Source organism: Amycolatopsis sp. cmx-4-61 (genome assembly GCF_046548775.1).
In the GTDB taxonomy this organism is placed as follows: domain Bacteria; phylum Actinomycetota; class Actinomycetes; order Mycobacteriales; family Pseudonocardiaceae; genus Amycolatopsis.
The window spans coordinates 24,953-48,498 of the sequence record NZ_JAEBEI010000021.1; the positions used below are offsets into that span (position 1 = coordinate 24,953).

Annotated in this window: 28 protein-coding genes; 10 read left to right on the top strand and 18 right to left on the bottom strand. The window is 70.8% G+C overall.

Going from position 1 to position 23,546, the window contains the following annotated elements:
- Nucleotide 1: 1 nt before the first annotated feature.
- The 7 genes from ACLJOU_RS38970 to ACLJOU_RS39000 all read right to left on the bottom strand — a co-directional run bounded on the left by ACLJOU_RS38970 (nucleotide 2) and on the right by ACLJOU_RS39000 (nucleotide 6,692).
- On the bottom strand, nucleotides 2–1,420 hold the full coding sequence (locus tag ACLJOU_RS38970) for a mannitol dehydrogenase family protein (protein WP_410574285.1): 1,419 nt from the start codon (nucleotides 1,418–1,420) through the stop codon (nucleotides 2–4).
- Entirely contained in the window at nucleotides 1,417–2,394 is a 978-nt protein-coding gene (locus ACLJOU_RS38975; RefSeq protein ID WP_410574286.1) for a nucleoside hydrolase, read from the bottom strand. The genes ACLJOU_RS38970 and ACLJOU_RS38975 overlap by 4 nt, the downstream gene beginning before the upstream one ends.
- A gap of 134 nt (nucleotides 2,395–2,528) precedes the next feature.
- Nucleotides 2,529–3,368 (bottom strand): carbohydrate ABC transporter permease, encoded by an 840-nt coding sequence (locus ACLJOU_RS38980; protein ID WP_410574287.1) that lies wholly within the window; start codon nucleotides 3,366–3,368, stop codon nucleotides 2,529–2,531.
- A complete protein-coding gene (locus ACLJOU_RS38985) occupies nucleotides 3,368–4,240 on the bottom strand; it encodes a carbohydrate ABC transporter permease (RefSeq protein ID WP_410574288.1) in 873 nt (290 codons plus the stop codon). Before ACLJOU_RS38985 ends, ACLJOU_RS38980 begins: the two co-directional genes overlap by 1 nt.
- A 5-nt stretch (nucleotides 4,241–4,245) precedes the next feature.
- Nucleotides 4,246–5,544, bottom strand: a complete 1,299-nt coding sequence (locus tag ACLJOU_RS38990) for an extracellular solute-binding protein (RefSeq protein ID WP_410574289.1) — start codon at nucleotides 5,542–5,544, stop codon at nucleotides 4,246–4,248.
- Nucleotides 5,541–6,296, bottom strand: coding sequence for an HAD family hydrolase (locus tag ACLJOU_RS38995; protein WP_410574290.1), 756 nt, complete (start codon nucleotides 6,294–6,296; stop codon nucleotides 5,541–5,543). The genes ACLJOU_RS38990 and ACLJOU_RS38995 overlap by 4 nt, the downstream gene beginning before the upstream one ends.
- Before the next feature lie 132 nt (nucleotides 6,297–6,428).
- A complete protein-coding gene (locus ACLJOU_RS39000; protein WP_410574291.1) occupies nucleotides 6,429–6,692 on the bottom strand; it encodes a DUF3040 domain-containing protein in 264 nt (87 codons plus the stop codon).
- Nucleotides 6,693–6,820: 128 nt separating this feature from the next.
- On the opposite strand from ACLJOU_RS39000, the gene ctaD reads away from it, so the two are divergent.
- Genes ctaD through ACLJOU_RS39015 form a run of 3 tightly spaced genes read left to right on the top strand, consistent with a single transcriptional unit; the run spans nucleotide 6,821 to nucleotide 9,225 of the window.
- Entirely contained in the window at nucleotides 6,821–8,593 is a 1,773-nt protein-coding gene (ctaD, locus tag ACLJOU_RS39005) for a cytochrome c oxidase subunit I (protein WP_410574292.1), read from the top strand.
- Nucleotides 8,594–8,604: 11 nt separating this feature from the next.
- Nucleotides 8,605–8,931, top strand: a complete 327-nt coding sequence (locus tag ACLJOU_RS39010; protein ID WP_410574293.1) for a hypothetical protein — start codon at nucleotides 8,605–8,607, stop codon at nucleotides 8,929–8,931.
- The gene (locus tag ACLJOU_RS39015) at nucleotides 8,932–9,225 is read left to right on the top strand and encodes a hypothetical protein (RefSeq protein WP_410574294.1); all 294 of its coding nucleotides are present in this window, start codon (nucleotides 8,932–8,934) and stop codon (nucleotides 9,223–9,225) included. It begins immediately after the preceding gene.
- Between the two features lie 58 nt (nucleotides 9,226–9,283).
- On the opposite strand, the gene ACLJOU_RS39020 is transcribed toward ACLJOU_RS39015, so the two are convergent.
- Genes ACLJOU_RS39020 through ACLJOU_RS39030 form a run of 3 tightly spaced genes read right to left on the bottom strand, consistent with a single transcriptional unit; the run spans nucleotide 9,284 to nucleotide 12,019 of the window.
- Complete coding sequence (locus ACLJOU_RS39020; RefSeq protein WP_410574295.1) at nucleotides 9,284–9,769, bottom strand: hypothetical protein; 486 nt, start codon at nucleotides 9,767–9,769, stop codon at nucleotides 9,284–9,286.
- Nucleotides 9,766–10,344 carry a DUF2231 domain-containing protein gene (locus tag ACLJOU_RS39025; protein WP_410574296.1) on the bottom strand — a complete coding sequence of 193 codons (579 nt, stop codon included), beginning with the start codon at nucleotides 10,342–10,344 and terminating at the stop codon, nucleotides 9,766–9,768. Before ACLJOU_RS39025 ends, ACLJOU_RS39020 begins: the two co-directional genes overlap by 4 nt.
- Nucleotides 10,345–10,372: 28 nt before the next feature.
- Nucleotides 10,373–12,019 carry a RecQ family ATP-dependent DNA helicase gene (locus ACLJOU_RS39030; RefSeq protein WP_410574297.1) on the bottom strand — a complete coding sequence of 549 codons (1,647 nt, stop codon included), beginning with the start codon at nucleotides 12,017–12,019 and terminating at the stop codon, nucleotides 10,373–10,375.
- A 189-nt stretch (nucleotides 12,020–12,208) separates the two neighbouring features.
- Here ACLJOU_RS39030 and ACLJOU_RS39035 point away from each other — a divergent pair, with 189 nt between their 5' ends.
- The 5 genes from ACLJOU_RS39035 (at nucleotide 12,209) to ACLJOU_RS39055 (ending at nucleotide 16,111) form a co-directional block, all read left to right on the top strand.
- Nucleotides 12,209–12,484, top strand: coding sequence for a hypothetical protein (locus ACLJOU_RS39035; RefSeq protein ID WP_410574298.1), 276 nt, complete (start codon nucleotides 12,209–12,211; stop codon nucleotides 12,482–12,484).
- A gap of 130 nt (nucleotides 12,485–12,614) precedes the next feature.
- Nucleotides 12,615–13,421 (top strand): alpha/beta hydrolase, encoded by an 807-nt coding sequence (locus ACLJOU_RS39040; protein WP_410574299.1) that lies wholly within the window; start codon nucleotides 12,615–12,617, stop codon nucleotides 13,419–13,421.
- A 294-nt stretch (nucleotides 13,422–13,715) separates the two neighbouring features.
- Nucleotides 13,716–13,958 (top strand): DUF2188 domain-containing protein, encoded by a 243-nt coding sequence (locus tag ACLJOU_RS39045; protein WP_410574300.1) that lies wholly within the window; start codon nucleotides 13,716–13,718, stop codon nucleotides 13,956–13,958.
- A 346-nt stretch (nucleotides 13,959–14,304) separates the two neighbouring features.
- Nucleotides 14,305–14,664: an STAS domain-containing protein gene (locus ACLJOU_RS39050; RefSeq protein ID WP_410574301.1), complete on the top strand. Its 360-nt coding sequence runs from the start codon at nucleotides 14,305–14,307 to the stop codon at nucleotides 14,662–14,664.
- Nucleotides 14,665–15,406: 742 nt separating this feature from the next.
- Nucleotides 15,407–16,111: a GAF and ANTAR domain-containing protein gene (locus tag ACLJOU_RS39055; protein ID WP_410574302.1), complete on the top strand. Its 705-nt coding sequence runs from the start codon at nucleotides 15,407–15,409 to the stop codon at nucleotides 16,109–16,111.
- 257 nt (nucleotides 16,112–16,368) lie between these two features.
- Here ACLJOU_RS39055 and ACLJOU_RS39060 read toward each other — a convergent pair whose 3' ends face one another.
- The 7 genes from ACLJOU_RS39060 to ACLJOU_RS39090 all read right to left on the bottom strand — a co-directional run bounded on the left by ACLJOU_RS39060 (nucleotide 16,369) and on the right by ACLJOU_RS39090 (nucleotide 20,591).
- On the bottom strand, nucleotides 16,369–17,265 hold the full coding sequence (locus ACLJOU_RS39060) for an SDR family oxidoreductase (protein ID WP_410574303.1): 897 nt from the start codon (nucleotides 17,263–17,265) through the stop codon (nucleotides 16,369–16,371).
- A 29-nt stretch (nucleotides 17,266–17,294) separates the two neighbouring features.
- Complete coding sequence (locus ACLJOU_RS39065; RefSeq protein ID WP_410574304.1) at nucleotides 17,295–17,459, bottom strand: hypothetical protein; 165 nt, start codon at nucleotides 17,457–17,459, stop codon at nucleotides 17,295–17,297.
- Between the two features lie 406 nt (nucleotides 17,460–17,865).
- Nucleotides 17,866–18,210, bottom strand: coding sequence for a hypothetical protein (locus tag ACLJOU_RS39070; protein WP_410574305.1), 345 nt, complete (start codon nucleotides 18,208–18,210; stop codon nucleotides 17,866–17,868).
- An 86-nt stretch (nucleotides 18,211–18,296) separates the two neighbouring features.
- Nucleotides 18,297–19,268 carry an anti-sigma factor RsbA family regulatory protein gene (locus ACLJOU_RS39075; protein WP_410574306.1) on the bottom strand — a complete coding sequence of 324 codons (972 nt, stop codon included), beginning with the start codon at nucleotides 19,266–19,268 and terminating at the stop codon, nucleotides 18,297–18,299.
- Nucleotides 19,268–19,690, bottom strand: coding sequence for a hypothetical protein (locus ACLJOU_RS39080; protein WP_410574307.1), 423 nt, complete (start codon nucleotides 19,688–19,690; stop codon nucleotides 19,268–19,270). The genes ACLJOU_RS39075 and ACLJOU_RS39080 overlap by 1 nt, the downstream gene beginning before the upstream one ends.
- The gene (locus ACLJOU_RS39085) at nucleotides 19,620–20,054 is read right to left on the bottom strand and encodes an MEDS domain-containing protein (RefSeq protein WP_410574308.1); all 435 of its coding nucleotides are present in this window, start codon (nucleotides 20,052–20,054) and stop codon (nucleotides 19,620–19,622) included. The genes ACLJOU_RS39080 and ACLJOU_RS39085 overlap by 71 nt, the downstream gene beginning before the upstream one ends.
- 288 nt (nucleotides 20,055–20,342) lie before the next feature.
- Nucleotides 20,343–20,591: a hypothetical protein gene (locus tag ACLJOU_RS39090; protein WP_410574309.1), complete on the bottom strand. Its 249-nt coding sequence runs from the start codon at nucleotides 20,589–20,591 to the stop codon at nucleotides 20,343–20,345.
- 927 nt (nucleotides 20,592–21,518) lie between these two features.
- On the opposite strand from ACLJOU_RS39090, the gene ACLJOU_RS39095 reads away from it, so the two are divergent.
- Together ACLJOU_RS39095 and ACLJOU_RS39100 are read left to right on the top strand one after the other, a co-directional pair.
- Nucleotides 21,519–21,815 carry a hypothetical protein gene (locus ACLJOU_RS39095; protein WP_410574310.1) on the top strand — a complete coding sequence of 99 codons (297 nt, stop codon included), beginning with the start codon at nucleotides 21,519–21,521 and terminating at the stop codon, nucleotides 21,813–21,815.
- Entirely contained in the window at nucleotides 21,812–22,783 is a 972-nt protein-coding gene (locus tag ACLJOU_RS39100) for a M67 family metallopeptidase (protein WP_410574311.1), read from the top strand. The genes ACLJOU_RS39095 and ACLJOU_RS39100 overlap by 4 nt, the downstream gene beginning before the upstream one ends.
- Before the next feature lie 422 nt (nucleotides 22,784–23,205).
- Here the strand turns inward: ACLJOU_RS39100 and ACLJOU_RS39105 are convergent, their stop codons facing one another.
- On the bottom strand, nucleotides 23,206–23,490 hold the full coding sequence (locus ACLJOU_RS39105) for a hypothetical protein (protein WP_410574312.1): 285 nt from the start codon (nucleotides 23,488–23,490) through the stop codon (nucleotides 23,206–23,208).
- Nucleotides 23,491–23,546 lie beyond the last annotated feature (56 nt).

The following is a 23,546-nucleotide window of genomic DNA, read 5'->3' on the forward strand; positions in this document are numbered from 1 at the left end:
GTCAGGTCAGATCGCGCAGCGTCGCGCGGGCACCGCGGTGGTGCAGTGAAGTCAACGCTGTGATGTAGGCCGCGACGAACCGGCGGTCGTCGGCGAGATCACCGAATAGATCACGCTGGGCGAGGAAAGCAAGGGGTTCTTCGGGCCAGCGCCGGGCCGCCCCCATCAACCGCGACCGCAGCGGGTCGTCGACTGGCGCGGGTTCCCCGGATTCGTCCACGCCCTCGGCATACCGAGCCCAGGCGGCCACGACGGCCGCGGACCGGGCGATTTCGCCGTCGGTGGCGAGGTTGTCGCGGATGATCGGCAGCACGAACTTCGGGATCCGGTCGGAGGTGTCGGCGCACAGCCGGACAAGGGTGTCGCGGACCTGGGGGTTGGCGAACCGCTCCAGCAGCTGCCGCTGGTAGCCGGCGAGGTCGATCCCGGGCACCGGCCGCAGCGTCGGCGCCGCTTCCCGGTCCATGAACCGCAGCAGGAACTCCGCGAACACCGGGTCCCGGCAGACGTCGTCGACGAACCGGTGACCGGCCAGGTAGCCGAGGTAGCACAGCGCCTGGTGACCGGCGTTGAGCAACCGCAGCTTCATCAGCTCGTACGGTTCGACGTCCTGCACGAGCTGCACGCCCACCTCCTCCCACGCGGGGCGGCCGCAAGTGAACGAATCCTCCAGCACCCACTGGGCGAACGGTTCGCAGACCACCGGCCACCGGTCCTCGATCCCGTGACCCCGCGCGACTTCGGCGCGGTCGTCGTCCGTCGTGACGGGGGTGATGCGGTCGACCATGGAGTTCGGGAACGCGACCTCGCGCGCGACCCACTCCCCCAGTTCCGGATCGCGCAACGCGGCGAAGGCGCTGAACGCGTCCCGAGCGACCGCGCCGTTGCCCGGGATGTTGTCGCACGACATTACCGTGAACGGCGGTACGCCACGCGAGCGCCGACGGACCAGTGCCTCGGTGACGAGGCCGAACACCGTGCAGTGCGCGAGGTCGGCGGCGTCGAAGGTGTAGCCGCCCTCGGTGATGGTCAGCGACACGATCCGCGTCGAGGGGTCCGCGAGCTTCCCCACCACCGCTTCGGGGTCGTCCGGGGCGTAGTGGTACTCGACGAGCGAGCCGATGATCCGCGGCTCGCGGGTGCCGTCCGGGTGCTTGACCACCAAGGTGTACAGGCCGTCCTGCGCGGCGAGGACGTCCCGCATCCGGTGGTCGGCCGGGAGCAGGCCGACCCCGCAGATGCCCCAGTCCAGGGCCTGGCCGCGGTTCATCAGCCGGTCGAGGTACCACGCTAGGTGGGCGCGGTGGAAGCCGCCGACGCCGAAGTGGACGATGCCGGTGCGGACCCGGCCGCGGTCGTAGCCCGGCACCGCCACCTGACGTCCGTGGCGCGCCAGGGTCCGGGCGTTGAGCGCGGTCATGCGGCGAGGCGGTCGAGGAGCAGGGGCATGAACCGGTCGTTGTCGACGTCGTCGGCGATCAGCACCGGAGGCCGGTCGGGCAGGTCCAGGTCCCCGCGCAGCAACAACGGGTCCCACGCCACCGTCCGGCCGCGGGTCAGCGTGCCGCGCAGTTCGACGTCGACCGACGCGGCCCGCGTCGTGATCACCGCGGGATCCAGGAGGGTCGCGAGAGCAAGCGGGTCGTGCAGGGCGCAGCCGTCGGCACCGAAGCGGGCGGCCAGCCAGGTCATCCACGGGCGGACGACCTGGGCGAGATAGGCCGCCAATGGCGTGCCCGCGGCCTCCAGCCGGTCGACGTCGGCCAGCCGCAGGAAGGTGCGCGTGGTGACGTCGAGCGGAACGATCAGCATCGGCGCGCCACTGGCCAGTACCACCCGCGTGGCTTCAGGGTCGTACGCCGCGTTCAGCTCATGCAGCACGTTGGGCAGGTCGAAGGCGCCGCCCATGATGACCAGGCGAGCGATCTTGCCCGCCCAGCCCGGGTCGATCGCCATCGCGGTGGCGATGTTCGTCAGCGGCCCGATCGCGACGACGGTGATTTCGCCGGGACGTGCGCTCACCCGGTCGACCAGCGCCTGCGCCGCCGACGTCGGGTGCGGCGCGGGTGTCGCCGGACGGGTGGGCAGGTCGCGCCAGAGCTGCTGCGCGGTCCGCTCGTCGCGACGGGCGTCCAGCCGGGTTCGCCACACCGTCGGATCTTCCAGCAGCGGCCGCTCGGCCCCGCGGTGCACCGGCACCTTGGTCACACCGGCGGCCGCCAGGGTTTCCAGAGCGGACTGCACGCCACGGTCGACGGGGACGTTCCCGGCGACGACGGTGATGGCTTCGAGTTCGAGTTCCGGCGACCGCAGGGCGAGCGCGATCGCCAGCGCGTCGTCGATGTCGGCCCCGGGGACGCCGTTGCCCGGGTCGGTATCCAGGATGATGCGCATGGCGAACAGACCTGTTTCAGCGGGGAAAAGGACGGGAGTGGACTCCTCGGCCGGTCAGATCGGGCCGGCACCGCTTCCACCGTACGCCGCCCGCGCGGCACGCAAACTGTGGAGCCGCTCACCCCGGACGTGCGTCAGCCCTTCAGCCCCGAACTCGACAGCGACTGGGTGAAGTAGCGCTGGAAGAACACCAGGACGAGCAGCGGCACCAGAGCCGTCAGCACCGAACCGGCGAAGATCGCGCCGAAGTCAACGCCGTGCTCGCCCGACAGCTGCGCGATGGCCACCGGGGCGACCTTCATCGCCGGGTCGGGCGCGATCAGCAACGGCCACAGGTACGCCTGCCACTGGAACACGAAGAGGATGAGCCCGGCCCCGACCAGCGCCGGTTTCGACAGCGGCAGATAGACCCGCCAGAAGATGCCCCACCAGCCCAAGCCGTCCACGTGCGCCGCGTCGGCGAGTTCCTTCGGCACCCCGCGGAAGAACCCGCGCAGGAGGAACACGGCGAAGCCATTGCCGATCCCCGGCAGGACGAGACCAGCGTAGGAGTTCTGCAGCCCGGCGTCCCGGAAGATCGACGACAGCGGGATGGCGATGGCGTCGAACGGGATCAGGAACGACACCACCATCACGGCGAACACGACCGTGCGGCCCGGGAAGTCGAGCACGGCCAGCGCGAAGGCCGCGGTGGCGCAGATCGCCAGGCCGAGCACCAGAGTCACCGCCGTGACGACGACCGAGTTGAGCATCGCCCGGCCGAACTCGCCCTGGAAGAGCCCGACGAAGTGGGCGACCGTCAGGTCACGGGGAAGCACCGTCCACACCGACACCGGGGACAGCGTGCGGAAGGTCTCGTCCTGACTGCGCAGCGCGCTCGCCAGCATCCACCACAGCGGCAGGACGAACAGGATCGCGATGATCGTCCCCAGCACGACCATGCCGGTCCGGGAACCGCGGCGCTGAGCCACCATCACGCCTCGCTTCGGGACAGCAGCCGGAACTGCACGATCACGATGGCAAGCGCGACGACCACCAGGACGACCGTCGCCGCGGCGGCACCGCCCACGTCGCCCTGGGTGTAGGCCCGCTCGAAGATGTCGTTCATCAGCACGTCGGTGCGCCCGTTCGGGCCGCCCTTGGTGAGGATCTGCACCGGCGCGAACAGCAGCAGGTTCGAGACGGTGTCGGCGACGAGGACGAACCCGAGCTGCCGCCGCAGCTGCGGCACCGTGACGTACCGGAACCGCGCCCACATGCCGGCTCCGTCGATCGCGGCGGCGTCGTAGAGCGCCGGGTCGATCTCCTTCAGACCCGCGATCAGGAACATCATCCAGTACCCGACGCCGATCCACGACACGACGAGCATGATCGACGGCAGCGCCTGCACCGGCGACGCCGTGTACGCCAGCCCGCCGAGGCCGAACAACGCGAGCGTGCCGTTGAGCGGACCGTCCGGCCGGAACGCGACCGCCCAGATCACCGCCGACACGCTCTGCGGGATGGCGACCGGCAGGAACACCAGGCTGCGCATCAGCCCGGCACCGCGGATCCGCTGGTTGAACAGCATCGCCAGCGCCAGGGCCACGACGATCTGCAGGGGGTTGACGATCACGCCGAACAGCACCGTGACGCCGAGCGAATTGCGGAAGCCGGGATCACCGAACAACGCGGCGAACTGGTCGAGCCCCACCCAAGACGGGGATTCGAACCCGAGCGGTGTGCTGTGCAGGCTGTCCCACACGGCCCGCACGGTGGGCCACAGCCGCAGGAGGACCGCGGCGAGGACGGCGGGCGCGAGGAACCCCAGTGCCACCCGCAGGTCCCGAGTCCGGCTCTTCGGCATGGCGGCTACTTGTTCCGGTACTTTGCCAGCACGCGGTCGAGCTCCTGCCCCGCCTGCTGCAGGCGCGGCGCCGGATCGGAACCGTTGCGGATGTCGGCGAACGCCTTGTTCAGCACGGTCTCGAAGTCGACGAAGCCGGTGGTGAGCGGCCGGGGCACAGCGTCGGCCGCGAGCTCGTTCTCCACGATCGCCGCCAGCTGGGCCGCCCGCGGCCCCTGGCTTCGCAGCGCGTCCAGGTACTGCCGGAAGGCGTCCCGCTGCACCGGGATGTTGCGCGAGCTCGCCTTCCAGGCCCCGACCGGATCCGTCGTCAGGTAGGCGAGGAACTTCTTCGCCGCGGCCTGATTCTTCGAAAATGGGCTGATCCCGGTGGCCCACGACCCGGTCGACGACGCTGCTTTGCCGCCGGCGAACTTGGGGAAGGGCGCGACGCCGTAGTCGACGTCCTTCGCCTTGTCGAATAGCGGCGCGTCCCACGGGCCGCCGGCGAAGAACGCGGTGGTGCCCGCGGAGAACAACCCCGGTGTCTGCTCGACCGCCACGCCGCGCGGGGCGATCCCGTCGCGGAAGATCGACTGGTACCAGGTGAACGCCTTCACCCAGCCGGGGTTGGCGACGTCGGGTGTCAGCAGGCCCGGACCGGTCAGGCCGGGGCCGCCGTTGAGCGACTCGGGCAGCGGCTGCAGCTGGTAGTACCGGTCGACCTGGTCGAACACGAACCCCCACTTGGCACCGGCCGCCTGCGCCTTCTTCCCCGCCGCGGCGACGTCCTCCCACGTCATCGGGCTCTTCGGGTCGCTGCTCGGCTCCGGCACGCCGGCCTTCGCCAGCAACGTCTTGTTGAAGTAGAGCAGCTGGGTCGAGGTCCACCGCGGCAACGCGTACTGCTTGCCCTGGTAATTCGTCAGGTCGAGGGCCTTCGGATCGATCTTCCCCTGCGCCGGACCGCGCAGGTCGGTCAGATCGGCGAGGAAGCCCCGCGCGACGAACGCGGGCAGCCGCGGCTCGTCGACGTCGTAGAGGTCGATGCTCGCGTCCTTGGCCCCCAGCCGGGACTGGACCGTCGGGTTCAGGTCATCGAAGGGGACGACCTGCTGCTTGACCTTGATGTTCGGGTTGGCCTTTTCGAAGGCGGCGATCACCTGGTCGAAGGTGCCCGGGTCCTGGGCGTTGACGAAAGTGAGCGTGGCGTTGTTCGCGTCCCCGGCGGCTCCACCGCCGTCGTTGCCACAGGCGGCGAGCATCCCCGCTGCCAGCCCACCGGCGACGACCAGCCCGGCCACTCTTCTCGCGCGTCGGGTCATGTCCGTACCGCCGTCCGGTCCCCGGCCAGCTGTTCCGCCAGGGCGTCCCAGCTTCCGGCCACCTCGGTCACCCCCGCCGAGCGCAGCGCCTCCACGCGCTCGGCCCGCTCGTCCACCGGGACGAACTGGACGAGACCGGTCGTCGCGATGCCGGCGTTGATGGCCGACCGGGCACCGGTGACCGAGTCCTCCACCGCGAGCGACTCACCGGCAGTAACCCCCAACCGGTCAAGGGCCAGCTGGTAGACCGCCGGATCGGGCTTGCTGGTCGGCTCCGGGAGGCTGTCCTCGGCGCTGAAGCGCACATCCCCGGGCAGGAGGTCGTCCAGGCCGCTCGCGGTGAAACAGGCGGCCAGGCGGGCCAGGGCGCTGGAGCTGACCACGGCGAGCCGGTACCGGCCGCGCAGCGCCGAAAGTGCGGCCAAGACGTCCGGCTGGGGCCGCAGCACCCGCCCGAGGTAGGCGCTGACCTCGACCTTTTCTCGTTCGACCCACTCTTCCAGCTCGGCCGGGGTGCAGGACGCGTTCTGGCGGGCGAGCAGGTCCTGGGCGGTGGTCCGGAAGTTCTTGCCGGTCGTGGTGCGCCGCAGGTGCTCCGGCGAGAAGTCGCCGGTCAGGCCGAACCGCTCGGCGAAGGCCCGGGTCACCTCCGCCGACGCCTCGAACGCCGGTTCCTCGGAGGGGAACAGGGTGCCGTCGGCGTCGAGCAGCACGGTGGTGATCTGGGCCGGGATAGGGGTCTCGATGTCCATGTGTCTCCTGACGCGGCGGGCCGGCGCGGCGACCGCCGCGAAGTGGGCCCGCACCGGCCTGGCGGGTCCCGGTGCGGGTCCGGTCGGGCTACCACGGGTTTCCGCCGACAAACCCGGCGGGCCGTCGCCCGTTCACCGCCGCGCGCGTTCGAGGTGCGCGCAGGCCGCCACGTTCATCAGCACGAACCCGGCGAAGGCCAGCGGAAGCACCGCGACCACGCCGAGCACGATCAGGCCGAGTGCGAGCACGTCCAGCACCGCGCACAGGACCAGCCAGCTCCGCCGTTTCGGCCGGGCGACATCGCCGAACACCTCCCGCATCCAGGCCGCGTCGGTGGCCAGCAGGCCGCGTTCGATCGCCCGCAGGCTCCGCGCCTCGTGACTCAGCCGCTCCATCGCCGCTCCTCCCGCCGTGCACCGGGCCCCGGCTACCCGGCCCGCGCGGAACCAATCCGGTGAAACTGGCGTATCGACGGCCCGCTCGGGTATGCGGCGGCGACGCCGACCTTCCCGAAGGGAATCCCGTGACCGACACCGTCGCCCGGCCGACGCCGATTCCGCACCGCCCGGCCTGGCGTGCCCCGCGCGGCTCGGCGATCCTCAAGACCATCCGCACCACCGACCACAAGACCATCGGCGTGCTGTACCTGACGACGTCGTTCGGGTTCTTCCTGATCGGCGGGCTGACGGCGCTGCTGATGCGGGGCGAGCTGGCCCGGCCCGGCCTGCAGTTCCTCTCGCCGGAGCAGTACAACCAGCTCTTCACCATGCACGGCACGATCATGCTGCTGCTCTACGCCACGCCGAACCTGTTCGGGTTCGCCAACTTCGTCCTCCCGCTGCAGATCGGCTCGCCGGACGTGGCGTTCCCGCGGCTCAACGCGTTCTCCTACTGGCTGTACCTGTTCGGCGGCACGATCGTCCTCTCCGCCTACGCCACGCCCGGCGGCCCGCCCGACTTCGGCTGGACCGCCTACACGCCGCTGTCCAACGCCATCCACTCCCCCGGCATCGGCGGCGACCTGTGGATCACCGGCCTCATCGTCACCGGCCTCGGCACCATCCTCGGCGCGGTCAACATGATCACCACCATCGTGTGCCTCCGCTGCCCTGGCATGCTCATGTGGCGCATGCCGATCTTCACCTGGAACATCCTGTTCACCTCGGTGCTGATCCTGCTCGCCTTCCCCATCCTCACCGCCGCCCTCTTCGGACTGATGGCCGACCGACACCTCGGCGCCCACGTCTTCGACCCCGAAAACGGCGGCGCCATCCTCTGGCAGCACCTGTTCTGGTTCTTCGGCCACCCCGAGGTCTACGTGGTCGCCCTGCCCTACTTCGGGATCGTCACCGAGATCATTCCCGTGTTCAGCCGGAAACCCCTCTTCGGCTACAAGACGATGGTGTTCGCCACCATCGGCATCACCGCGCTCTCGGTGGCCGTCTGGGCCCACCACATGTTCGCCACCGGCGCGGTCTTGTTGCCGTTCTTCTCCTTTATGACGTTCCTGATCGCAGTGCCGACCGGGATCAAGTTCTTCAACTGGATCGGCACGATGTGGAAGGGGCAGCTGACGTTCGAATCGCCGATGCTGTGGTCGGTCGGCTTCCTCGTCACCTTCCTGCTCGGCGGCCTGACCGGGATCATCCTCGCCTCGCCGCCGCTGGACTTCCACGTCCACGACAGCTACTTCGTCGTCGCCCACTTCCACTACGTCCTGTTCGGCACGATCGTCTTCGCGACCTTCGCCGGCATCTACTTCTGGTTCCCCAAGATCACCGGCCGGATGCTCGACGAAGGCCTCGCCAAATGGCACTTCTGGACCACCTTCATCGGCTTCCACACCACCTTCCTGATCCAGCACTGGCTCGGCGACGCGGGCATGCCCCGCCGCTACGCCGACTACCTCTCCAGCGACAACTTCACCTGGATGCACACGATCTCCACGATCGGCGCCTTCATCCTCGGGCTCTCGGTGCTGCCGTTCATCTGGAACGTTGTGAAGACCTACCGTTACGGCGAACCCGTCGACGTCGACGACCCGTGGGGCTACGGCAACTCCCTGGAATGGGCGACCACGAGCCCGCCGCCCCGGCACAACTTCCTCGAGCTGCCCCGCATCCGCTCGGAGCGCCCGGCGTTCGAGCTGCACTACCCGCACATGATCGAGCGGATGCGCGCCGAAGCGCACATCACCAAGGGCCACCCCAAGGACGCGCCGTCCCCGTTCGAAGTCGCCGCGGCCGCCACCCAGCCCGACGAGCAGGGTGAAACCGACGACCCCCGCGGCCGGTGAAAGGAACGACAATGAGCGAACTGCCTCTGCCCGACTACGACCAGACCCCGCTCGGCGCGCTGCGCCACCGCATCCGCTCCCTCGACGAACAGCAGCTCACCACGCTGATCGACCACGAGCGGGAGCACGGCGCCCGCGCACCGGTGCTGCAGCTCCTGGACGCCCGCCTCGCCCAGCTCCGGCAGGGCGCCGAGCCCGCCCACGGGAACCCCGCCGCCGCACCGCCGTCGGGCGACACTGCCGCCGGCTCGCCCGTCGGTGAAGCGACGGCGACCGAGGGAACCACCCCGCTGCGGCACGGCGTCGCCGGGCAGACCCCCAAGCGCGGACGGCCCTGAGTGGCCGGACGCCGCGACCCGGCCGTGGCCGCGTCCGACCAGTGGCTCGACGACGAAGGCGTGCGCGAACCCCGCGGGTCCGTGCACGCCTGGCGGATGGGCACCAACCAGACCCTGTGCGGGATCCCGTTGCACAAGGCCGGGTTGCGTCGATTCCCGCACGTGCTGTGGCTGGACGCCCGCTGGCTGGCCGACACGACCGACCAGCGGCTGGTCCTGTGCCACCGCTGCGCCGCCGCCACGGGGGAGCGCACGGACCGCAGATCCTGGACCCGCTGGCGACCGCGGCCGTGAACTCCACGGCACGCCGTGGAGCTGTCCCCGAGACAAACCGTTCAGCCGCGGCCGGTGGTCAAGTCCTCGCGGCGAATGCCTGTGTGCCGGCCTCGCGCCGGAACGGCTCCAAGGTCTGCCGCTGCCGGGCGGCACGGGCGAGCAGCTCCTCGAAGTCCGTGCCCGGCAACCGTTCCCGCAACCCGGCTAGCTCGCCCAGCGTGTGCCAGAGGATCTTCTTGCCCTCGATGCCCATCGCGAGCCCCTCCAGCTCCACGAACCGGCTCAGCGGCGAGTACGACACCCACCGGCCGTTGCGCTTGAGCCGACCGAACCGCTCCGCGGCCGCCGCCAGAACGACCTTGGCCGGGTTGGACCGAACCCCGAGGGTGCGCATGATTGCCTTGAAGGTGCGCACGTCCTCCGCGATGCCGTCGGCGACCTCCGCCAGTGCCTTGCCGAGTTCGGTGCCCTTGTTGTTGTCGCGCGCGCGGCGCGCGAGAGCCCGCCAGGTGACGCCGAGGGCGAGCTGATCGCGCAGGTAGACGGCCAGGTAGTCGGTCATAACGCACTGCCTTCGTTCGCGGGCTGCCAGCGGAACACCCCGGCGCCCTGGGCGTAGGAAAGGTGGCCGCCGAGCGCTCCACCGGCACTGAGCACGAGCAGACCGACGAGGTTCAGTGTCCTGCCCGCTCCTTTCGCACCTCGGACGCGAGCGGCGTAGGACTTCGCGAACACCATCGCGGCGAGCGCGTTGCCCGCGGCGTGGGCCAGGCCGACACGGCGTTGACGGACGTCCAGCCCGCTGTAGTCGGCAGCGCCCAGCACCATCGTCGCCGGCGTCGCCAGCAACCCGACGGCCACCAGCCGCCGGGCGGCCGAATCGTTGCCGGGCAGGAAGTCCAGCAGCGACGAGCACAGCCACGCCCCGATCGGCAGCGTCACCGCGAGCGGATGTAGCGGGTGCCCGAGCTCGCGCCCGCGCAACGACCGGCCCGCCCGGCCGCCGAAGAACCGCCGCAACGGCCTCGCGACGGCCTCCGCGGGCCCGTCCAGGATCCGCGCCCGCTCCACCGCCGAAAGCAGGCGGTGGGGCGCGGCCGGAGTCTCGTCGTTCGCAGGTCCAACGCTGTCCGTCATGGCCTCCGGCTACCCGGGCAGCCGCCGGTCAATCCCCGTCGACGGCGGTGAGCAGGCCGTGTTCGAGGACCGCCGGCGTCGCCAGCGTCTTGTAGCCGTGGTCGTCGAACACGACGACCACCTTCTCGTCGTCCGCGGACATCACCGTGCCGCGGCCCCACTCCGCGTGCTCGACGATGCTGTTGACCGGGAATGTCCCGCCAACGGACGACTGCGCTTCGGCGGTGCCGGCGATGCAGGTGTCGCAGTTCCCGCAGGGTTGCTCGAGCTGTTCCCCGAAGTAGCCGAGGAGGAACTGGCGGCGGCATCCGGTGGTCTCGGCGTAGCCGCGCATCATCTCGATCCGCGACCGGATCAGCCGCTGGTGAGCTTCGGCCACCTCGATGCCCTGCTCGACGGCCTGTCCGGGGTCCGCCCCGGAATCCCGGTATTCGAGGCGGCCGTCGGCGGTGACGCCGACCGTTCCCGTCCGCTCCAGCAGGTTGACCGCCCTGGTGCGCTGGGCTGCCGAAACGGCCACTTCCTTGCCGAGTTCGGCTGGTTTCAGCGGGGCATCGTGCTCGGCGAGGGTGGTGGCCACCTCCGCCAGCGCCTGCTCGGGCGCCTTGGCCGCGGTGAGGAACTTCTGCCTCCCGAGGTCGCGCGGCCGGTGGTAGAGCGTGATTTCCGCCGGTTCGCCGTCGCGGCCGGCGCGGCCGATCTGCTGGTAGTACGTGTCGAGCGACTCCGGCGCCGCCGCGTGCAGCACGAACCGCAGGTCGGCCTTGTCGATCCCCATGCCGAACGCCGAAGTCGCCACCACCGCGTCGAGCTCGCCGGCCAGGAACTCCTCGTGCACCCGTTCGCGGTCGGCCGCCTTCATCCCGGCGTGGTAGGCCGCCACGCGGACGCCCTCCGCGGCGAGCTCCCCGGCGTAGGTCTCGGCGTCCTTGCGGCTGGTGACATACACCAGCCCGGGCCGCGTGGCGGGGTCCGCGGTCAGCGCACGCGTCCGCGTGATGACGGCCTGGTGCCGGTCGTCGTCGGTCGGCAGCGGATCGACCCCGAGGCTCAGGTTGGGCCGGTCGAAGCTGGCGAGGATCTCCCGGTGGTCGCGCAGTCCCAGCCGTTCCACGATGTCGGCTCGCACGGGCAGTGCCGCGGTCGCCGTCAGGGCGATCACCCGCGGGTGTCCCAGCCGCTCGATCACCGGCGCCAAGCGCAGGTAGTCGGGCCGGAAGTCATGCCCCCACGCCGAGACGCAGTGCGCTTCGTCCACCACGAACAGCGAGACACCGAGCTCGGCGACCGCGTCGAGCACTTCGTCGGAGGCCAGCTGTTCCGGGGACAGGAACAGGTACTCGGCCTCGCCCCGGCGCACCGCTTCCCACGCGTGCCGCTCGGCGGCCCGTTGCGCGGAGTTCAGGGCGACGGCCGCCGGGGCCCTGCTGCCCTCGATGCCCTCGATCTGGTCGTTCTGCAGGGCGATCAGGGGCGACACCACCAGGGTCGGGCCGTCCAGCAGCAGCGCCGGCACCTGGTAGATCGCGGACTTGCCGGCCCCGGTGGGCAACACGGCCAGGACGTCGTGCCCCGCCACCACCTGCTCCATCGCCGCCACCTGCTCGCCGCTCAGCTTTGACCAGCCGAAGGTCTCCGCCGCGATCCGCTGGAGTTCGTCGCGTCTTCCTGCCATCCACGGCAAGTACCCGCGCCCCGCAAGCTAAACCAACGCCGGCCGGCCAACAAGCCGTTGGAGACGCGCGGAGGAATGGGCAGGGCCGATCAAGGCCGCGTGGGCGGAGCGCGGGAGAGGCCGCCGGTTGGCCAGGACCGCGCCGGGTACACCCGCTCTCGAGCCGGCCCGTCGAAGTTGGAGATCGCGATGACACCCTCGTGGCTTCCGAGGCCGGCCCACGGCCGGGCGCACGCGGTACCCGTCGAAACCGAACCCGGCCGCTACCGCCCGCCGTGGCGGTGGGTCGTGGCGCTGGCGGCCGGGTACGTCGCTCTCGCGGGCACCTCGTTCTCACCCACGTTCGACCGGCGCGCGGCCAGTCCGGTGACCAGTGCGATGGCCGCCGGGAAGGCCCACGGGATCGCCGTCAACGGCCGGATCGCCACGACGGCGGACGTGCGGTCCGGCACCCGGCACGGCTGACTCCGAAACATCACGGAAATCGCAGGTTGTCGGGAACCAGCCCGGGCAGGCGCGGCTGACGCCGTCGAATTCGACACAGTTTGCCCGCGCCGTCGTGCGGTATCCGGGTGCCACCACCCTGAGGAGGGCCATGCACCCGTCCAGCGCGTCCGTGCTCGCCGCCACCGCGGGCGCCGCGCGGCTGCTCGCCCGCGAAAACGCTTACACCTCGCTGCGGGACCTGCCCCGACTGCTCCGGCACCCGATATGGCGCGCGGGCCGCGAAAACCCGGGACACGGACTCGGCATACTGCTCGTCCCCGGCTTCTGCGCCGGCTCGCCCAGCCTCGCCCTGACCCGCCGATGGCTGCAGGCACGCGGATTCACACCGCGAAACGCCGACATCGGCTTCGACATCGGCTGCACCGGCGAACTGGTCGACCGGCTCGAAGAGCAGCTCACCGAGCACGTCCGCGACACCGGAGGCCGCGTGGTGCTGCTCGGGCACAGCCGCGGCGGCGGCCTGGCCCGGCTGGCCGCCGCCCGCCGCCCGGACCTGGCGCGCGGGCTGATCATGCTCGGCTCGCCGGTGGTGGACCCCCTGGGCGCCCACCCCGTCGTCCTCGGCGCCGCCCGCCTGCTCGCCCGCCTCTCCGCCGCCGGGCTGCCCGGGCTGCTGACCGCCGACTGCCTCACCGGCCGCTGCCGCGACGACAACGTGGCCGCCCTCGCGGCACCGCTGCCCCCCGACGTCCCGGCGTTGTCGGTGTTCTCCCGCCGCGATGCGATCGTGCCGTGGCAATCGTCGCTCGACCCCAGCGCCACCCACGCCGAGGTCCGCAGCACCCACCTCGGCCTGCCCCTCGACCCCGACGGGTATTCCGCGATCGAACCGGTGCTCACCGCCTGGGCCGGCGAGCGCGACCTCGCCCAGGCGGGAGTGAGCGGCCGGCTCTGAGCCGCTGAACCCCGCGAGGGCATCGCCTTCGCACCCGACGATTGGATGGGGTTGTCCTGGGTATCCGCGAAGCGGTGAGGCAGGCAGCCACCACCGACGCCGGATCCCCGTGATCCGCCCTCGGCGTGGCCTCGGGTTCAACCCCAGCTCGCGCGTCGTGATCACCGCCATCAGTGCGTTCGGGCAGCACGACGTTTGCGACGGCCCCTTGCCAAGGGCGCCCGCCAACCGATTCGACACGGAAACGACGCCGCTCGCTCACGCGCTCACCCAAGCTGGTTGAAGGGGCTTCCCATGGCCGAAGGCGACGTGCACACCTACTTCGAAGAGGGCCAGTGGAAGAACCGGGTCGAGGGCGGCGTCCGCGCCTCCAACACCTCGCCGCACCGGGTGGACGCCGTACTGGCCGGCCGGCAGGCAGCGAAAAAACGACGCGTCAGCCACGTCATCCACGACTGCGACGGCGGAATCGAGAGCGAAAAGGACTTCGGGGCACGCACGTCGACGCGCCGGGCGGCACCTGCGCGTCGGGGTTGATCTCCTTGGTGTCCTTGTCGGCAAACCACCTCGGATGCCGACCGTCCACATGTGAATATCTTTTCGGACGGTTGCCGACCGCGACAAAAGACGAAAAAGCGGCTACCGTGAAGTCGAGCGCGGTTGAGTCTGCTAGCTGCGTACCATCCTCGTCCGGCGACAAATGTCACGGCGAGGTGCCGGGCTCCCCCCTGTTGCGTTCGACTCTTCTCGGTGGCCGCGCCGACGCTTCGCCCCGATTTTTCGGGAGCACCCAGCCATGCCTGCACCACATTCGAATTCCGCATATGCACCGACCGCGACCAAGCGGAAATCCACTCGCCAGCACGCCGAAACGATCCTGACCGTGCGGCACGTCCCGTGGCGCCACGATCTGGCGATCATCGCCGCCGCCGGAGAAATCGACACCGCTTCCGTCCGGCTGCTCCAGCAGGCGCTGCCAGAGGATTTGCCGGCCTGCCTCGTCCTGGACTTGTCACGAGTGACCTTCCTCGGCTCGGCCGGGTTGCGTGCGCTCGAGGGTGCCGTGGACCGGGCCCGCGCCGAGCACCGCCGCATCGGGATCGTCTCCGCGACCCGGCCGGTCCTTCGGCCACTGCGGATCTTCGGCATCGACACCCGCGTCGGGATCTACCCGATCCTCGCCGACGCCCTGCGCGAAGTCCCGCTGTCCCCGCCACCGCCGGCCGCGGTTCCGGGTGTCTGACACCCCGTCGCCGTCGGAATCGACTTCGCCGGCAGGACGTCGTGCGCCGAACCGGGTGTTGATCAGCCCTGACACCAGCCCCATTCCGTGTGAGCGATGCGGCCGGGACACCCTTTACGTCGCCAGAGTGGTCTCGGGCGAGGGGGCACTCCTCGGCCAGGTCATGATCTGCACGTCCTGCCGGCAGGACCGCCGGGCGCATCGGTCCAGGCGCGGCGGGTAGCCGACTCGAACCGGCCGGGCCGGGCTCGCGGATCCCTTTACTCGACCGCCCCGCGCGCGATTCCGGCCGTACCCGGTGGAGGAAGGCGTCGTCGAAGCAGGAACCGTCACGGCGGCGCCGACGGGACGGTCTCCGAGCCGCAGGTGCTCGTGCCGGATCATGCCCCGCACCACACGAGACGTCGCCACCTTCGCCGCGATCGCCCGCAGCTCCTGGCCGCCGAGCGTCCGGCCGGGAGGTTCGAACGGCAGTTCGGCACGTCGGCCACGCAGTTGTCGCACAACGCCGGCGACAGGCTCACGCCCGGGGCGCGGGGCATGCCGTCCTCGGCCGCCAGGTCTCGAAATCCGAATGCCGATGGAACCCTGGGCCGGTGAACCCCGGGCATGCAGAAAATCCGGAGCGTCCACCTGGCCCGTCGTCCCGTCCGGACAGCCGCCGGTCCGCGGCTCCCCGAATGTGATGATCGACCCGGAAGTGGGTATCCGGCAGCGTCGAAAACAGGGCGGGAGGCGGGGGATGAACCACAGCGAACACGGGACCGAGGCCGACACCGGGCTCGCCGAGGTCCTCGGCCGGATCGCGCGCACACTGCAGGCCGAACCGGACGTCGACACGACGCTGCGGGCGATCGTGAAGGCCGCAGTCGACCACATCGACGGCGCCGAACAAGCCGGGATCTCCCTCGCCGAACGCCGCGGCCGGATCCGCACCGTCGCCCCGACCGCGGACCTGGTGACCGAAATCGACCGGATCCAGTACCGCACCCACGAAGGACCCTGCGTCGACGCCATCGCCGAACACGAAATCTTCCGCGTCGACGACCTCGCCACCGACCCCCGCTGGCCGCAGTTCGCCCCGGCCGCCGCCGGCTCCGGGGTGCGGTCGATGCTGTCCTACCGGCTCTTCCTCACCGACAGCACGCTCGGCGCCCTCAACCTCTACTCCGGCCACCCGGACGCCTTCAGCGACCGGACCGCCGAGGACGGCCGCATGTTCGCCACCCACGCCGCCATCGCCCTCGCCGCCGCCCAGCAGGAAGCCCACCTGCGCGCCGCGGTCGAGCACCGCGACACCATCGGCATGGCCAAAGGCATCCTCATGCAGCACCACGACGTCGACCCGGTCCGGGCGTTCCGGATCCTCGTCGAGGCCTCCCAGCAGAACAACATGAAGCTGCACCAGGTCGCCACCTGGCTCGTCGAGCACCACCGGGACCTGTGAGCGACGCAGGTCACGCCCGCGACACCGGCAGCGGGGAACACCGCGCCGCGCGGGGCGTTGTAACGGGTGTCGGTACGGCGGAGTCCCCCGGGCCTCACCCCTTCCGCCTTCCCGGACCACCGGATCACCCCGGAGCCGGGTCGCGCCACTCGCCGAGAGGCGACCCCCCGTACCGACCCTTCAAGCCACCGCTTCCGCTCGCAGGTCTCCCCCACCCTTCGCCGAGCGGAAGCGGTGCTTCTTCGCCAGGACCCCGGTCAGGTCAACGGCTGCCCGCCGGTCACGCCGAGGACTTCGCCGGTGACGTAGCTGGACTCCTGAGATGCGAAGAACACGAACGCCGGGGCCAGCTCCGCCGGCTGTCCGGCGCGGCCCATCGGGGTCTGCTCGCCGAAGGAGTCCACCTTCTCCTCGGGCATGGTGGCCGGGATCAGCGGCGTCCACACCGGGCCCGGCGCCACCGAGTTCACCCGGATCCCCTTCTCCGCCAGGTCCTGCGCCAGCCCCTTGGTGAAGTTCGCGATCCCCGCCTTGGTCGTGGCGTAATCCAGCAGCTCCGGCGACGGCTGGAACGCCTGGATCGACGAGGTGTTGATGATCGCCGACCCCCGCGGCATGTGCGGCACGGCCGCCCTGCACAACCAGAACATCGCGTACAGGTTGGTCTTCAGCACCCGGTCGAACTGCTCGGTGGAAATCGCCAGCAGCCCTTTCTCCTGCGCCATCTGGTACGCGGCGTTGTTCACCAGCACGTCGAGGCCGCCGAGCTCGGACACCGCCGTCTCGATGATCTGCGCGCAGTGCCGCTCATCGCGGATGTCCCCGGGCACCAGCACCACCCGCCGGCCCGCCGCACGCACCAGCTCCGCCGTGCGCTCGGCGTCGTCCTGCTCCTCCTGCAGGTAGGACAGCACCAGGTCCGCGCCCTCGCGGGCGAACGCGATCGCCACGGCCCGGCCGATCCCGGAGTCACCCCCGGTGATCACCGCGCGACGCCCCTCCAGCCGTCCACTGCCGCGGTAGGACTCCTCACCGTGGTCCGGTGCCGGGTCCATGGCCTCGCCCGAACCCGGGTGCGGCTGCTGCTGCCCCTCCTGCTGCTCCGGGCTCGGGTGCCGCTCCGCGGTCTCCTGGCTGTGCTGGTCTTCCGTCATATCTGCCTCCTCGGGGTCGTCCTGGTGGCCTATACCCGGTCGGGCGCGGTCCAAGCCGCGGTCAAGATGTCCTTCATGGCGCGCCACCGCGGATCGGCCGCTGCGAGCACGTCACCGCTCGTCCCGCCGGCTTCCTGGACCACCAGGACACCGGCGGCGACCGCGGCCGGCGCCGCCGCGCAGCTCGCGGTCACGCGTGCTCGGGCCGCCGGGGAAACGACGCCTTCACCGGCTGTGTCCGGGCGTCGCTGATGAAAGGCCGTCGAGATCGGTGATGACGTCGACGTGGCGCGGCACCCAGCCAGGCGCCGTGGGTGTCACGCAGGGGAACGTTCAGCGGCAACGAACCTTCTTGACTAACCGGCCATGGTGATCGTCGGCGGGCACGTCGTGGCGCTGGACGCCCCGGAAGGATTCCGCCCCGAGGGTCAATGTCGTCGCGGTTCAGGCCGCGTTCGCCCGGAATTCGACCGCGAAGTACCCCGCCGGACGGGCTCGACCCGCCCTGGCCCACCCGCTGAACCCGGGAGTGCGGCTGCCACTCTCGGGTTCAGCGGAGGCGTTGTCCGCTCTCACCGGATAGAGCGGTTCGTGAATCGGTCAGCGGCGGTCCGCCCGCTGACGAGCGCCGGCCTTGGCCAAGCCACGGCTGATCATGTAGCCGATGGCGAGGAACGTGATGTAGCGCAACGCCTGTTCGGCGTTGAACGGGTCACCGCCGGTGGCGGCGTCGCCGTCGACCGTCAGGGCGGTGATCACGATCGCCACGACACCGGCCAGGAAAACGAAGAACTCGGTCGTCTTGAAAGCCGGTTTCGTCTCTGTCCCCGTGGCGTGCCCGGAAGCCGCCGGGCCGAGGTCCCTCGTCTGGGGGCCTGCCGGAGCGGCGTTCGCGGGAACGGGCTGTCCGGGCACGGGTCCGGCCGGGCGTGCTGCGCTGGTCATGGTTCTCCCTTCGGCCGGATGTCTCTCACCCGACTCCTACTCGCCGGTAGGTGCCCGGGAAACGCGGCGATAAACAGGGAGACGTGTCAGTGCGCCCGGTGGCCATGTCCAGGGCGTCCCGCGGTGAGACGGACGGTGAAGCCGGTGTCGTCGCGGTGCAGGGCGACCTGGCTGCACACCTGGTGGGTGATCCACAGCCCGCGACCGCCGATGTCGCGGGCGGCGGGCAGCAGCCCGGCGAACGGGTCACCGGGCCCCTCGCCGGTGTCGTGGACGGTGACGACCATGTGCTCGGCGTCGGCCCAGAGCCGCATCCGCACCGGCGAGCGGCCGTAGCGCAGCGCGTTGTCGACGATCTCACTCACCGCAAGGACGAGATCGTCGATCTCGGCGGCGGGCAGATCGGTCTTGTTGAAGTCGGTGACGGCCTGGCGGGCTGCCCTCGGCTGGGGGTCGGTCAGCTCGGCCAGCGGCGCGGTCTGCTGGATCGGGTAGGGCACCATCGGCCGCGGCTCGGCCAGGAAGGACAGCGGGTCGACGTAGCCGGTGTTGGCGTGGTGGCCGCCATCGGGCGTGGCGAGGAAGGGGTGGGTGCGGGCGACGTCGTCGAGCACGTGCCGTGGGGTGGTGCGGGTGTCGTAGGCGCACATGCTGCGCAGCGGGAACTCGTCGTAGGCGTGGTTGACCGCCGACTCGTAGCGGGCCCACCAGTCCCAGGAAGTCTCGATCGCCGCGGGCGGCACCTCGCCGACGATCCGGATGCCCGAAGCGCCGTCGGCGACAAAATCGGCCATCAGCTCGCGGTAGGACTTGATCGCGGCCGCGGGCCGCGCGTAGACGTCGTCGGTGGAGAGGAACTCCACGCCCGCAGCCGGTGGCAGGGCCCGGCGCACCAGCTCGGCCCGCTCCGGCGCCAAGGACACCACGGTCGGCTCGCCCGCGGTCAGCCCGCCGGTGAGGAACGGCACGACGACGGCCAGCAGTCCGGCGTCGGAGTTGTAGTGGATGGCGGCGTGGTCGTAGCCCCGCTGGGCGGTCTTCAGGTCGGTGCTCATCATCACACGCGCTCCACGCGGACACCGGTCAGGTCAAGCAGTTCCAGGAGGCGCGCCGGAGTGGACAACCGGGTCCGCAGGACCACCTCGGTGGCGTTCCGCTCGGCGTAATCGGCCACCGCGGTCAGGCTGCGGTGGTCGATGAACCCGAGCTCGGCGGCGTCGATCACGACCCTTCCCGCTGTGGGTCGCAGGTCGGCGCGCTCGAGGGCCAGTGGCCACAGCCGGCGGGCTTCCATGTCAAGGTCTCCCTCCAGCGCGGCGGTGCTGCCGTCCCGCGCGTGGCCGTGCAGGTGAAACGGTGTCGCGCCCTGGTGGGCTCGGGGATGCATGCAGGCCAGCTGCGCGACGGCTTCATCGCCGAGCTCGCCCAGGTCGTAGCCGCACATCGCCGACATCGGGTGGGTGGCCATGAACCGGTCCACCAGGTGCTCGTACCGCGCGAAAAGCGTCCAGCTGGGCGGGAGTGCGCACCAGGGACGTCGCTTCGGCCGCGACCCGGAACCCGGTGAACCCGGCGGCCAGCGCCTCCGCGGTCGCCGTGGCGTAGAGCTCCACCTGGCCGGCGGGGTCGACGACGGTGCCGGTGGTGTAGGTCGCGTCCACCGACGCGACCTGGACCGCGCCGCAGGCCCGCGTCGAACCGCCCCGCCGCCCGCAACTGCCCCTCGAGGAAGCCCTGGTCGCCGGAGGCGACGTAGAGCACCCGCTCCCCCGCGGCCAGACCCTCGGCGAGGAACTCCTGCGCCCGGGGCGGCGAACTCCGCCGGCCGACGGTAACCCCGGCACACGTGGTCGTGCGCCGGCGGGGACGGCGTGCCGGCCCCCTCGGGTATCTGCACATCCGGATACTACGTCCCCGGCGTGTCTGCGGGTTGCGGATCCGTCGCCGGAGGAACAGCCCGCTGTTCGAGTTGCTCGCCACCGAACTCACGATCACCACGGACGACGCCTTCGCCCGCCTCCAAGCCCAGCCGCCGTGCGGGAATCCACTGCTTCATCCGCGAACGCGCACACGCGTGGTCGGCAGGACCCCGGCCCGCGTGCGATCGGGCTCGGCCCGGGCGTAGCCGGCGATCAGGGCCGTGGTGAGTGTGCGGGCACCGCCCACTGCACCCACCCCAGAGCGCGCTCGGCGCGTAGCAGGCGTTGGTGGCGTTCGGCGTCCAGGTCGGCCTCGGTCGTCACGTCGCCGTCCAGCGCCGCATGCTGGATCTGCTTGCCGACGATGTAGCTGTAGGTCGACGCGGCCATGGCGGCCACGGTGGTCGCGGCCTCGACCACGGTCGCGGGCCGGACGACGCGACGGCGCTGCATCGTGACCATGCCGGCAAGGCCGATCAAGTGCAGGGCGATGGCACCGGCCCCGACGGGTGTCCACCGAGACCACCCCGTACTGGTGATTCGCGCCGCCGCCACCCGATCCACGGCCCGCGCCGCGGTCCCGTTCAGCCCGACCGCGCCCATCAGCGCTCCGCCGAGCACACGGCCAAGCCGAGGTCGCGCGCACCGCACCAGGCCGTCTCGCGCTTCATCGATGATCCCCGCCCTTCGGTCGGCCGCCGTTGAAATGTGTACCCACCTCCGCGCGCGTAAACGCTCCGGCAACCGAATCCCATTCGGCGATTCTGTAATTCACCTCGGTACACCTTCCGGTCCTCACCTCCACACTTTCGTGCCGATCCTGATCGAGCGGGCGGGCCGGGCCGGGCCGGGCCGGGCCGGGCCGCACTGACCGCTACCTGGCCCGGGCGTCCGCACAGCGACCCGCACCTTCGGACGGCCAGGCGAGAGGGTGACCGCGCTCGTGCAACCAAGCCCACGTCGCCTCCCGGATGCGCCAGACGTTCGACATGCGCGCGGCAGTCCTCTCACTGATTTCACTGGGGCACAGCTGGGGCAAACCCCCTGCCTCAACTGCACACACCAACACACAGTTGCCCGCAACGGCACCGAAGCGCATCATCTCACCAGGCGATACTCTATCGTCGCAGGTCAGGACCATGACCCACCCTCACTGACAGTGAGGGGGTCACCAGCGCTGTTCTCGCTGGTCAAGGACGAACCCGCCAGTCGCTGACACGAGTTCGTCAGCCGTCATCGTACGAGCTCGATGTCGAGACCGGGCGCGAGCGTTCGTGGCGGCTGGTCGCGCCACCGGGCGACGACGCCCCCGAGTCGGCCAACTTCCACTCGGCCTTCTATTTCGAGGAGGCCGGCCGGTGCTACGTCGGGCTACTGCGCACCGGCGCGGTGCTGGAGACCCTCACGCCGCGCGCCACCGACGACCATCCGGTGCGACCAGCGCGGGCATCCACCGTCTGGGTCGTCGAACTTGATTACGGCCGCACCGAGTTGCGGGCCCGGCTGCTGCCCGGCGTCCGCGAGCTCGACGGCCTGGCCCTGTCGCATCTCGACGTCGACGCCTCCGGGCGGAACGGGTTCGTGCTCTACGCCAACTTCAAGGAAGCTGACGTGGGCGAGGAAACCCGGGGTCCCACGTCTACGGCGAGCCGCCGGCCAGGGTCGCCGAGCACTACTCGGGGATGATCGTCGAAGCGCTCAACTACGGTCTGGTGCTGCGGTACGAGTGGCGCAACGGGCAGGCGAAGATCAACACGTTCGCCCGGCCCTACGACCCCGGCCGGACCTCCCTGGGCCACACCTGGCTGCCCATCAACATCCAGCTCGATCCCGCGGGACGGCGTCTGTTCTGCTCGTTCAGCGGCTTCCGGCCACGCCTGCTGCCCAGGCACATCGCCGGCGCCTACCCGGGGCGAGTGGTCGAACTGGACACCATCCGGCACGTCCCACCGCTGCTCATGCGCCTGGACGCGGCCACCCTTGAACCCGACTCCGACGGCGGACGCGGCCACCTCAGCTATGCCGAACCGATCGCGATGATCGTCGCCGGCGACGGCGCCGCCGCCAGCGGACACGACTACGTCTGCACCTTCTCCCCTGAGATCGGCCTGCGCATCTACGACGCCGACGACCTCGGCCACATGCTCTGCCACGCCGAGGCGCCCCAGCTCGCACTGGCGGGACGCCCACTTCCGCCCCGACCCCGCCCACCTGGATTTCGTGCCAAGGTAACCGTGCTGACATTGACCAGGGCCCTGTACGAGCAGCTGATCCAGCATGCCCGGGAGGCCATCCCGGCCGAGGCCGTCGGCCTGCTCGGCGACACAACCACCACCGCCCGGATCGCGATCCCCCTGCCCAATGTCACCGACCCGGTGGCCGGCTCCAGGACCTTCCTGGCGGACCCACGGGCCCAGTTCCTCGCCGAGCGTCGCCTGCGCGCGACCGGGCTGCGCATCATCGCGATCTACCACTCGCACCCTGGCGGCGGCCCCGTCCTGTCCGCCGCCGACCAGGCCCTGGCCGCCCGCTGGCCTACCGTCCTGCAAGTCGTCATCGCCGTGGCCCGGCCCGCCGGCCGGCCCGACGAGATCCGCGCCTACCACGCCAGCCGTCCCCCGGTGGAGGTCGGCATCATCCTGCTCGACGGTTGACCTTGCGCGACCCTTCGTCGGTGTCAGTGCCGAGTATCGACACCGCGGTCATCGGACCTCGACTGTGGGCCGGTCTACCGAACCGGCCCCGACCAGGCGCCGCAGCCCACCGGTTCGCAGGTGGCTGACGAGCGCCGCAGCGGCAGGCCCAGGCACGCGACCACGGCACCGAGAACTGCGCCCGCGAGCACGTCGTGCGGGTAGCGCAGGTAGTGCGCCCCAGGTAGACGCGCGAACAAGCCACCAGCAACGGCGGCGTAGACGGCGACGGTGAGTTCGCCGGAGTGCTTGCCGCATGATGATGTTGGCGCCGCGCCGACATTGACGACCGCCGCCGACGCTGGGTCGACAGGAAGATCAGGCAGTTCTCCACACCGGCCCCAGCAGCAGCGACAGGTGTCGCGGGACATTCCCCGTCGTCTTCACCGCTCTTTGCGCGGGCGTCCTCCGCCCGCCCCGGGGCCCGGCCTGCTGGCCGCCCAGCGCTCGATCTCACCCTTTCGGTCGCGTGACCAGCCGGGCGTACGGCCGATGATGACGTCCGGTTCGGGGAAGGGGTGGGTGCCGGCGTAGCGGGTGCGCCAGTTCGCGACGGCGCGGTGGCCGATGCCGAACCAGGTGCCGATCTCGACCATGTCGACGTAGCGGTAGGTCGTGCCTGCCTCGGCGGGCGGGCCGTCCTCGACCGTGTGCTCGACGGGATCCACCGAGCGAAACTAGCAGGTCGCGGCGGCCAACCTCGATCTTCGACGCTCCTGGCGTG

What these genes read in the sequence shown, in the direction of transcription:
- ACLJOU_RS39075 (WP_410574306.1), bottom strand. Translation starts at nt 19,268, where the DNA reads ATGATGAGCACCGACCTGAAGACCGCCCAGCGGGGCTACGACCACGCC.
- ACLJOU_RS39040 (WP_410574299.1), top strand. Translation starts at nt 12,615, where the DNA reads ATGCACCCGTCCAGCGCGTCCGTGCTCGCCGCCACCGCGGGCGCCGCG.
- ACLJOU_RS39025 (WP_410574296.1), bottom strand. Translation starts at nt 10,344, where the DNA reads ATGACGGACAGCGTTGGACCTGCGAACGACGAGACTCCGGCCGCGCCC.
- ACLJOU_RS39030 (WP_410574297.1), bottom strand. Translation starts at nt 12,019, where the DNA reads ATGGCAGGAAGACGCGACGAACTCCAGCGGATCGCGGCGGAGACCTTC.
- ACLJOU_RS38970 (WP_410574285.1), bottom strand. Translation starts at nt 1,420, where the DNA reads ATGACCGCGCTCAACGCCCGGACCCTGGCGCGCCACGGACGTCAGGTG.
- ACLJOU_RS38980 (WP_410574287.1), bottom strand. Translation starts at nt 3,368, where the DNA reads ATGGTGGCTCAGCGCCGCGGTTCCCGGACCGGCATGGTCGTGCTGGGG.
- ACLJOU_RS39090 (WP_410574309.1), bottom strand. Translation starts at nt 20,591, where the DNA reads ATGGTCACGATGCAGCGCCGTCGCGTCGTCCGGCCCGCGACCGTGGTC.
- ACLJOU_RS39055 (WP_410574302.1), top strand. Translation starts at nt 15,407, where the DNA reads ATGAACCACAGCGAACACGGGACCGAGGCCGACACCGGGCTCGCCGAG.
- ACLJOU_RS38990 (WP_410574289.1), bottom strand. Translation starts at nt 5,544, where the DNA reads ATGACCCGACGCGCGAGAAGAGTGGCCGGGCTGGTCGTCGCCGGTGGG.
- ACLJOU_RS39100 (WP_410574311.1), top strand. Translation starts at nt 21,812, where the DNA reads ATGATCGTCGAAGCGCTCAACTACGGTCTGGTGCTGCGGTACGAGTGG.
- ACLJOU_RS39020 (WP_410574295.1), bottom strand. Translation starts at nt 9,769, where the DNA reads ATGACCGACTACCTGGCCGTCTACCTGCGCGATCAGCTCGCCCTCGGC.
- ACLJOU_RS39070 (WP_410574305.1), bottom strand. Translation starts at nt 18,210, where the DNA reads ATGACCAGCGCAGCACGCCCGGCCGGACCCGTGCCCGGACAGCCCGTT.
- ACLJOU_RS39000 (WP_410574291.1), bottom strand. Translation starts at nt 6,692, where the DNA reads ATGGAGCGGCTGAGTCACGAGGCGCGGAGCCTGCGGGCGATCGAACGC.
- ACLJOU_RS39045 (WP_410574300.1), top strand. Translation starts at nt 13,716, where the DNA reads ATGGCCGAAGGCGACGTGCACACCTACTTCGAAGAGGGCCAGTGGAAG.
- ACLJOU_RS39060 (WP_410574303.1), bottom strand. Translation starts at nt 17,265, where the DNA reads ATGACGGAAGACCAGCACAGCCAGGAGACCGCGGAGCGGCACCCGAGC.
- ACLJOU_RS39010 (WP_410574293.1), top strand. Translation starts at nt 8,605, where the DNA reads ATGAGCGAACTGCCTCTGCCCGACTACGACCAGACCCCGCTCGGCGCG.
- ACLJOU_RS39035 (WP_410574298.1), top strand. Translation starts at nt 12,209, where the DNA reads ATGACACCCTCGTGGCTTCCGAGGCCGGCCCACGGCCGGGCGCACGCG.
- ACLJOU_RS38985 (WP_410574288.1), bottom strand. Translation starts at nt 4,240, where the DNA reads ATGCCGAAGAGCCGGACTCGGGACCTGCGGGTGGCACTGGGGTTCCTC.
- ACLJOU_RS38995 (WP_410574290.1), bottom strand. Translation starts at nt 6,296, where the DNA reads ATGGACATCGAGACCCCTATCCCGGCCCAGATCACCACCGTGCTGCTC.
- ACLJOU_RS38975 (WP_410574286.1), bottom strand. Translation starts at nt 2,394, where the DNA reads ATGCGCATCATCCTGGATACCGACCCGGGCAACGGCGTCCCCGGGGCC.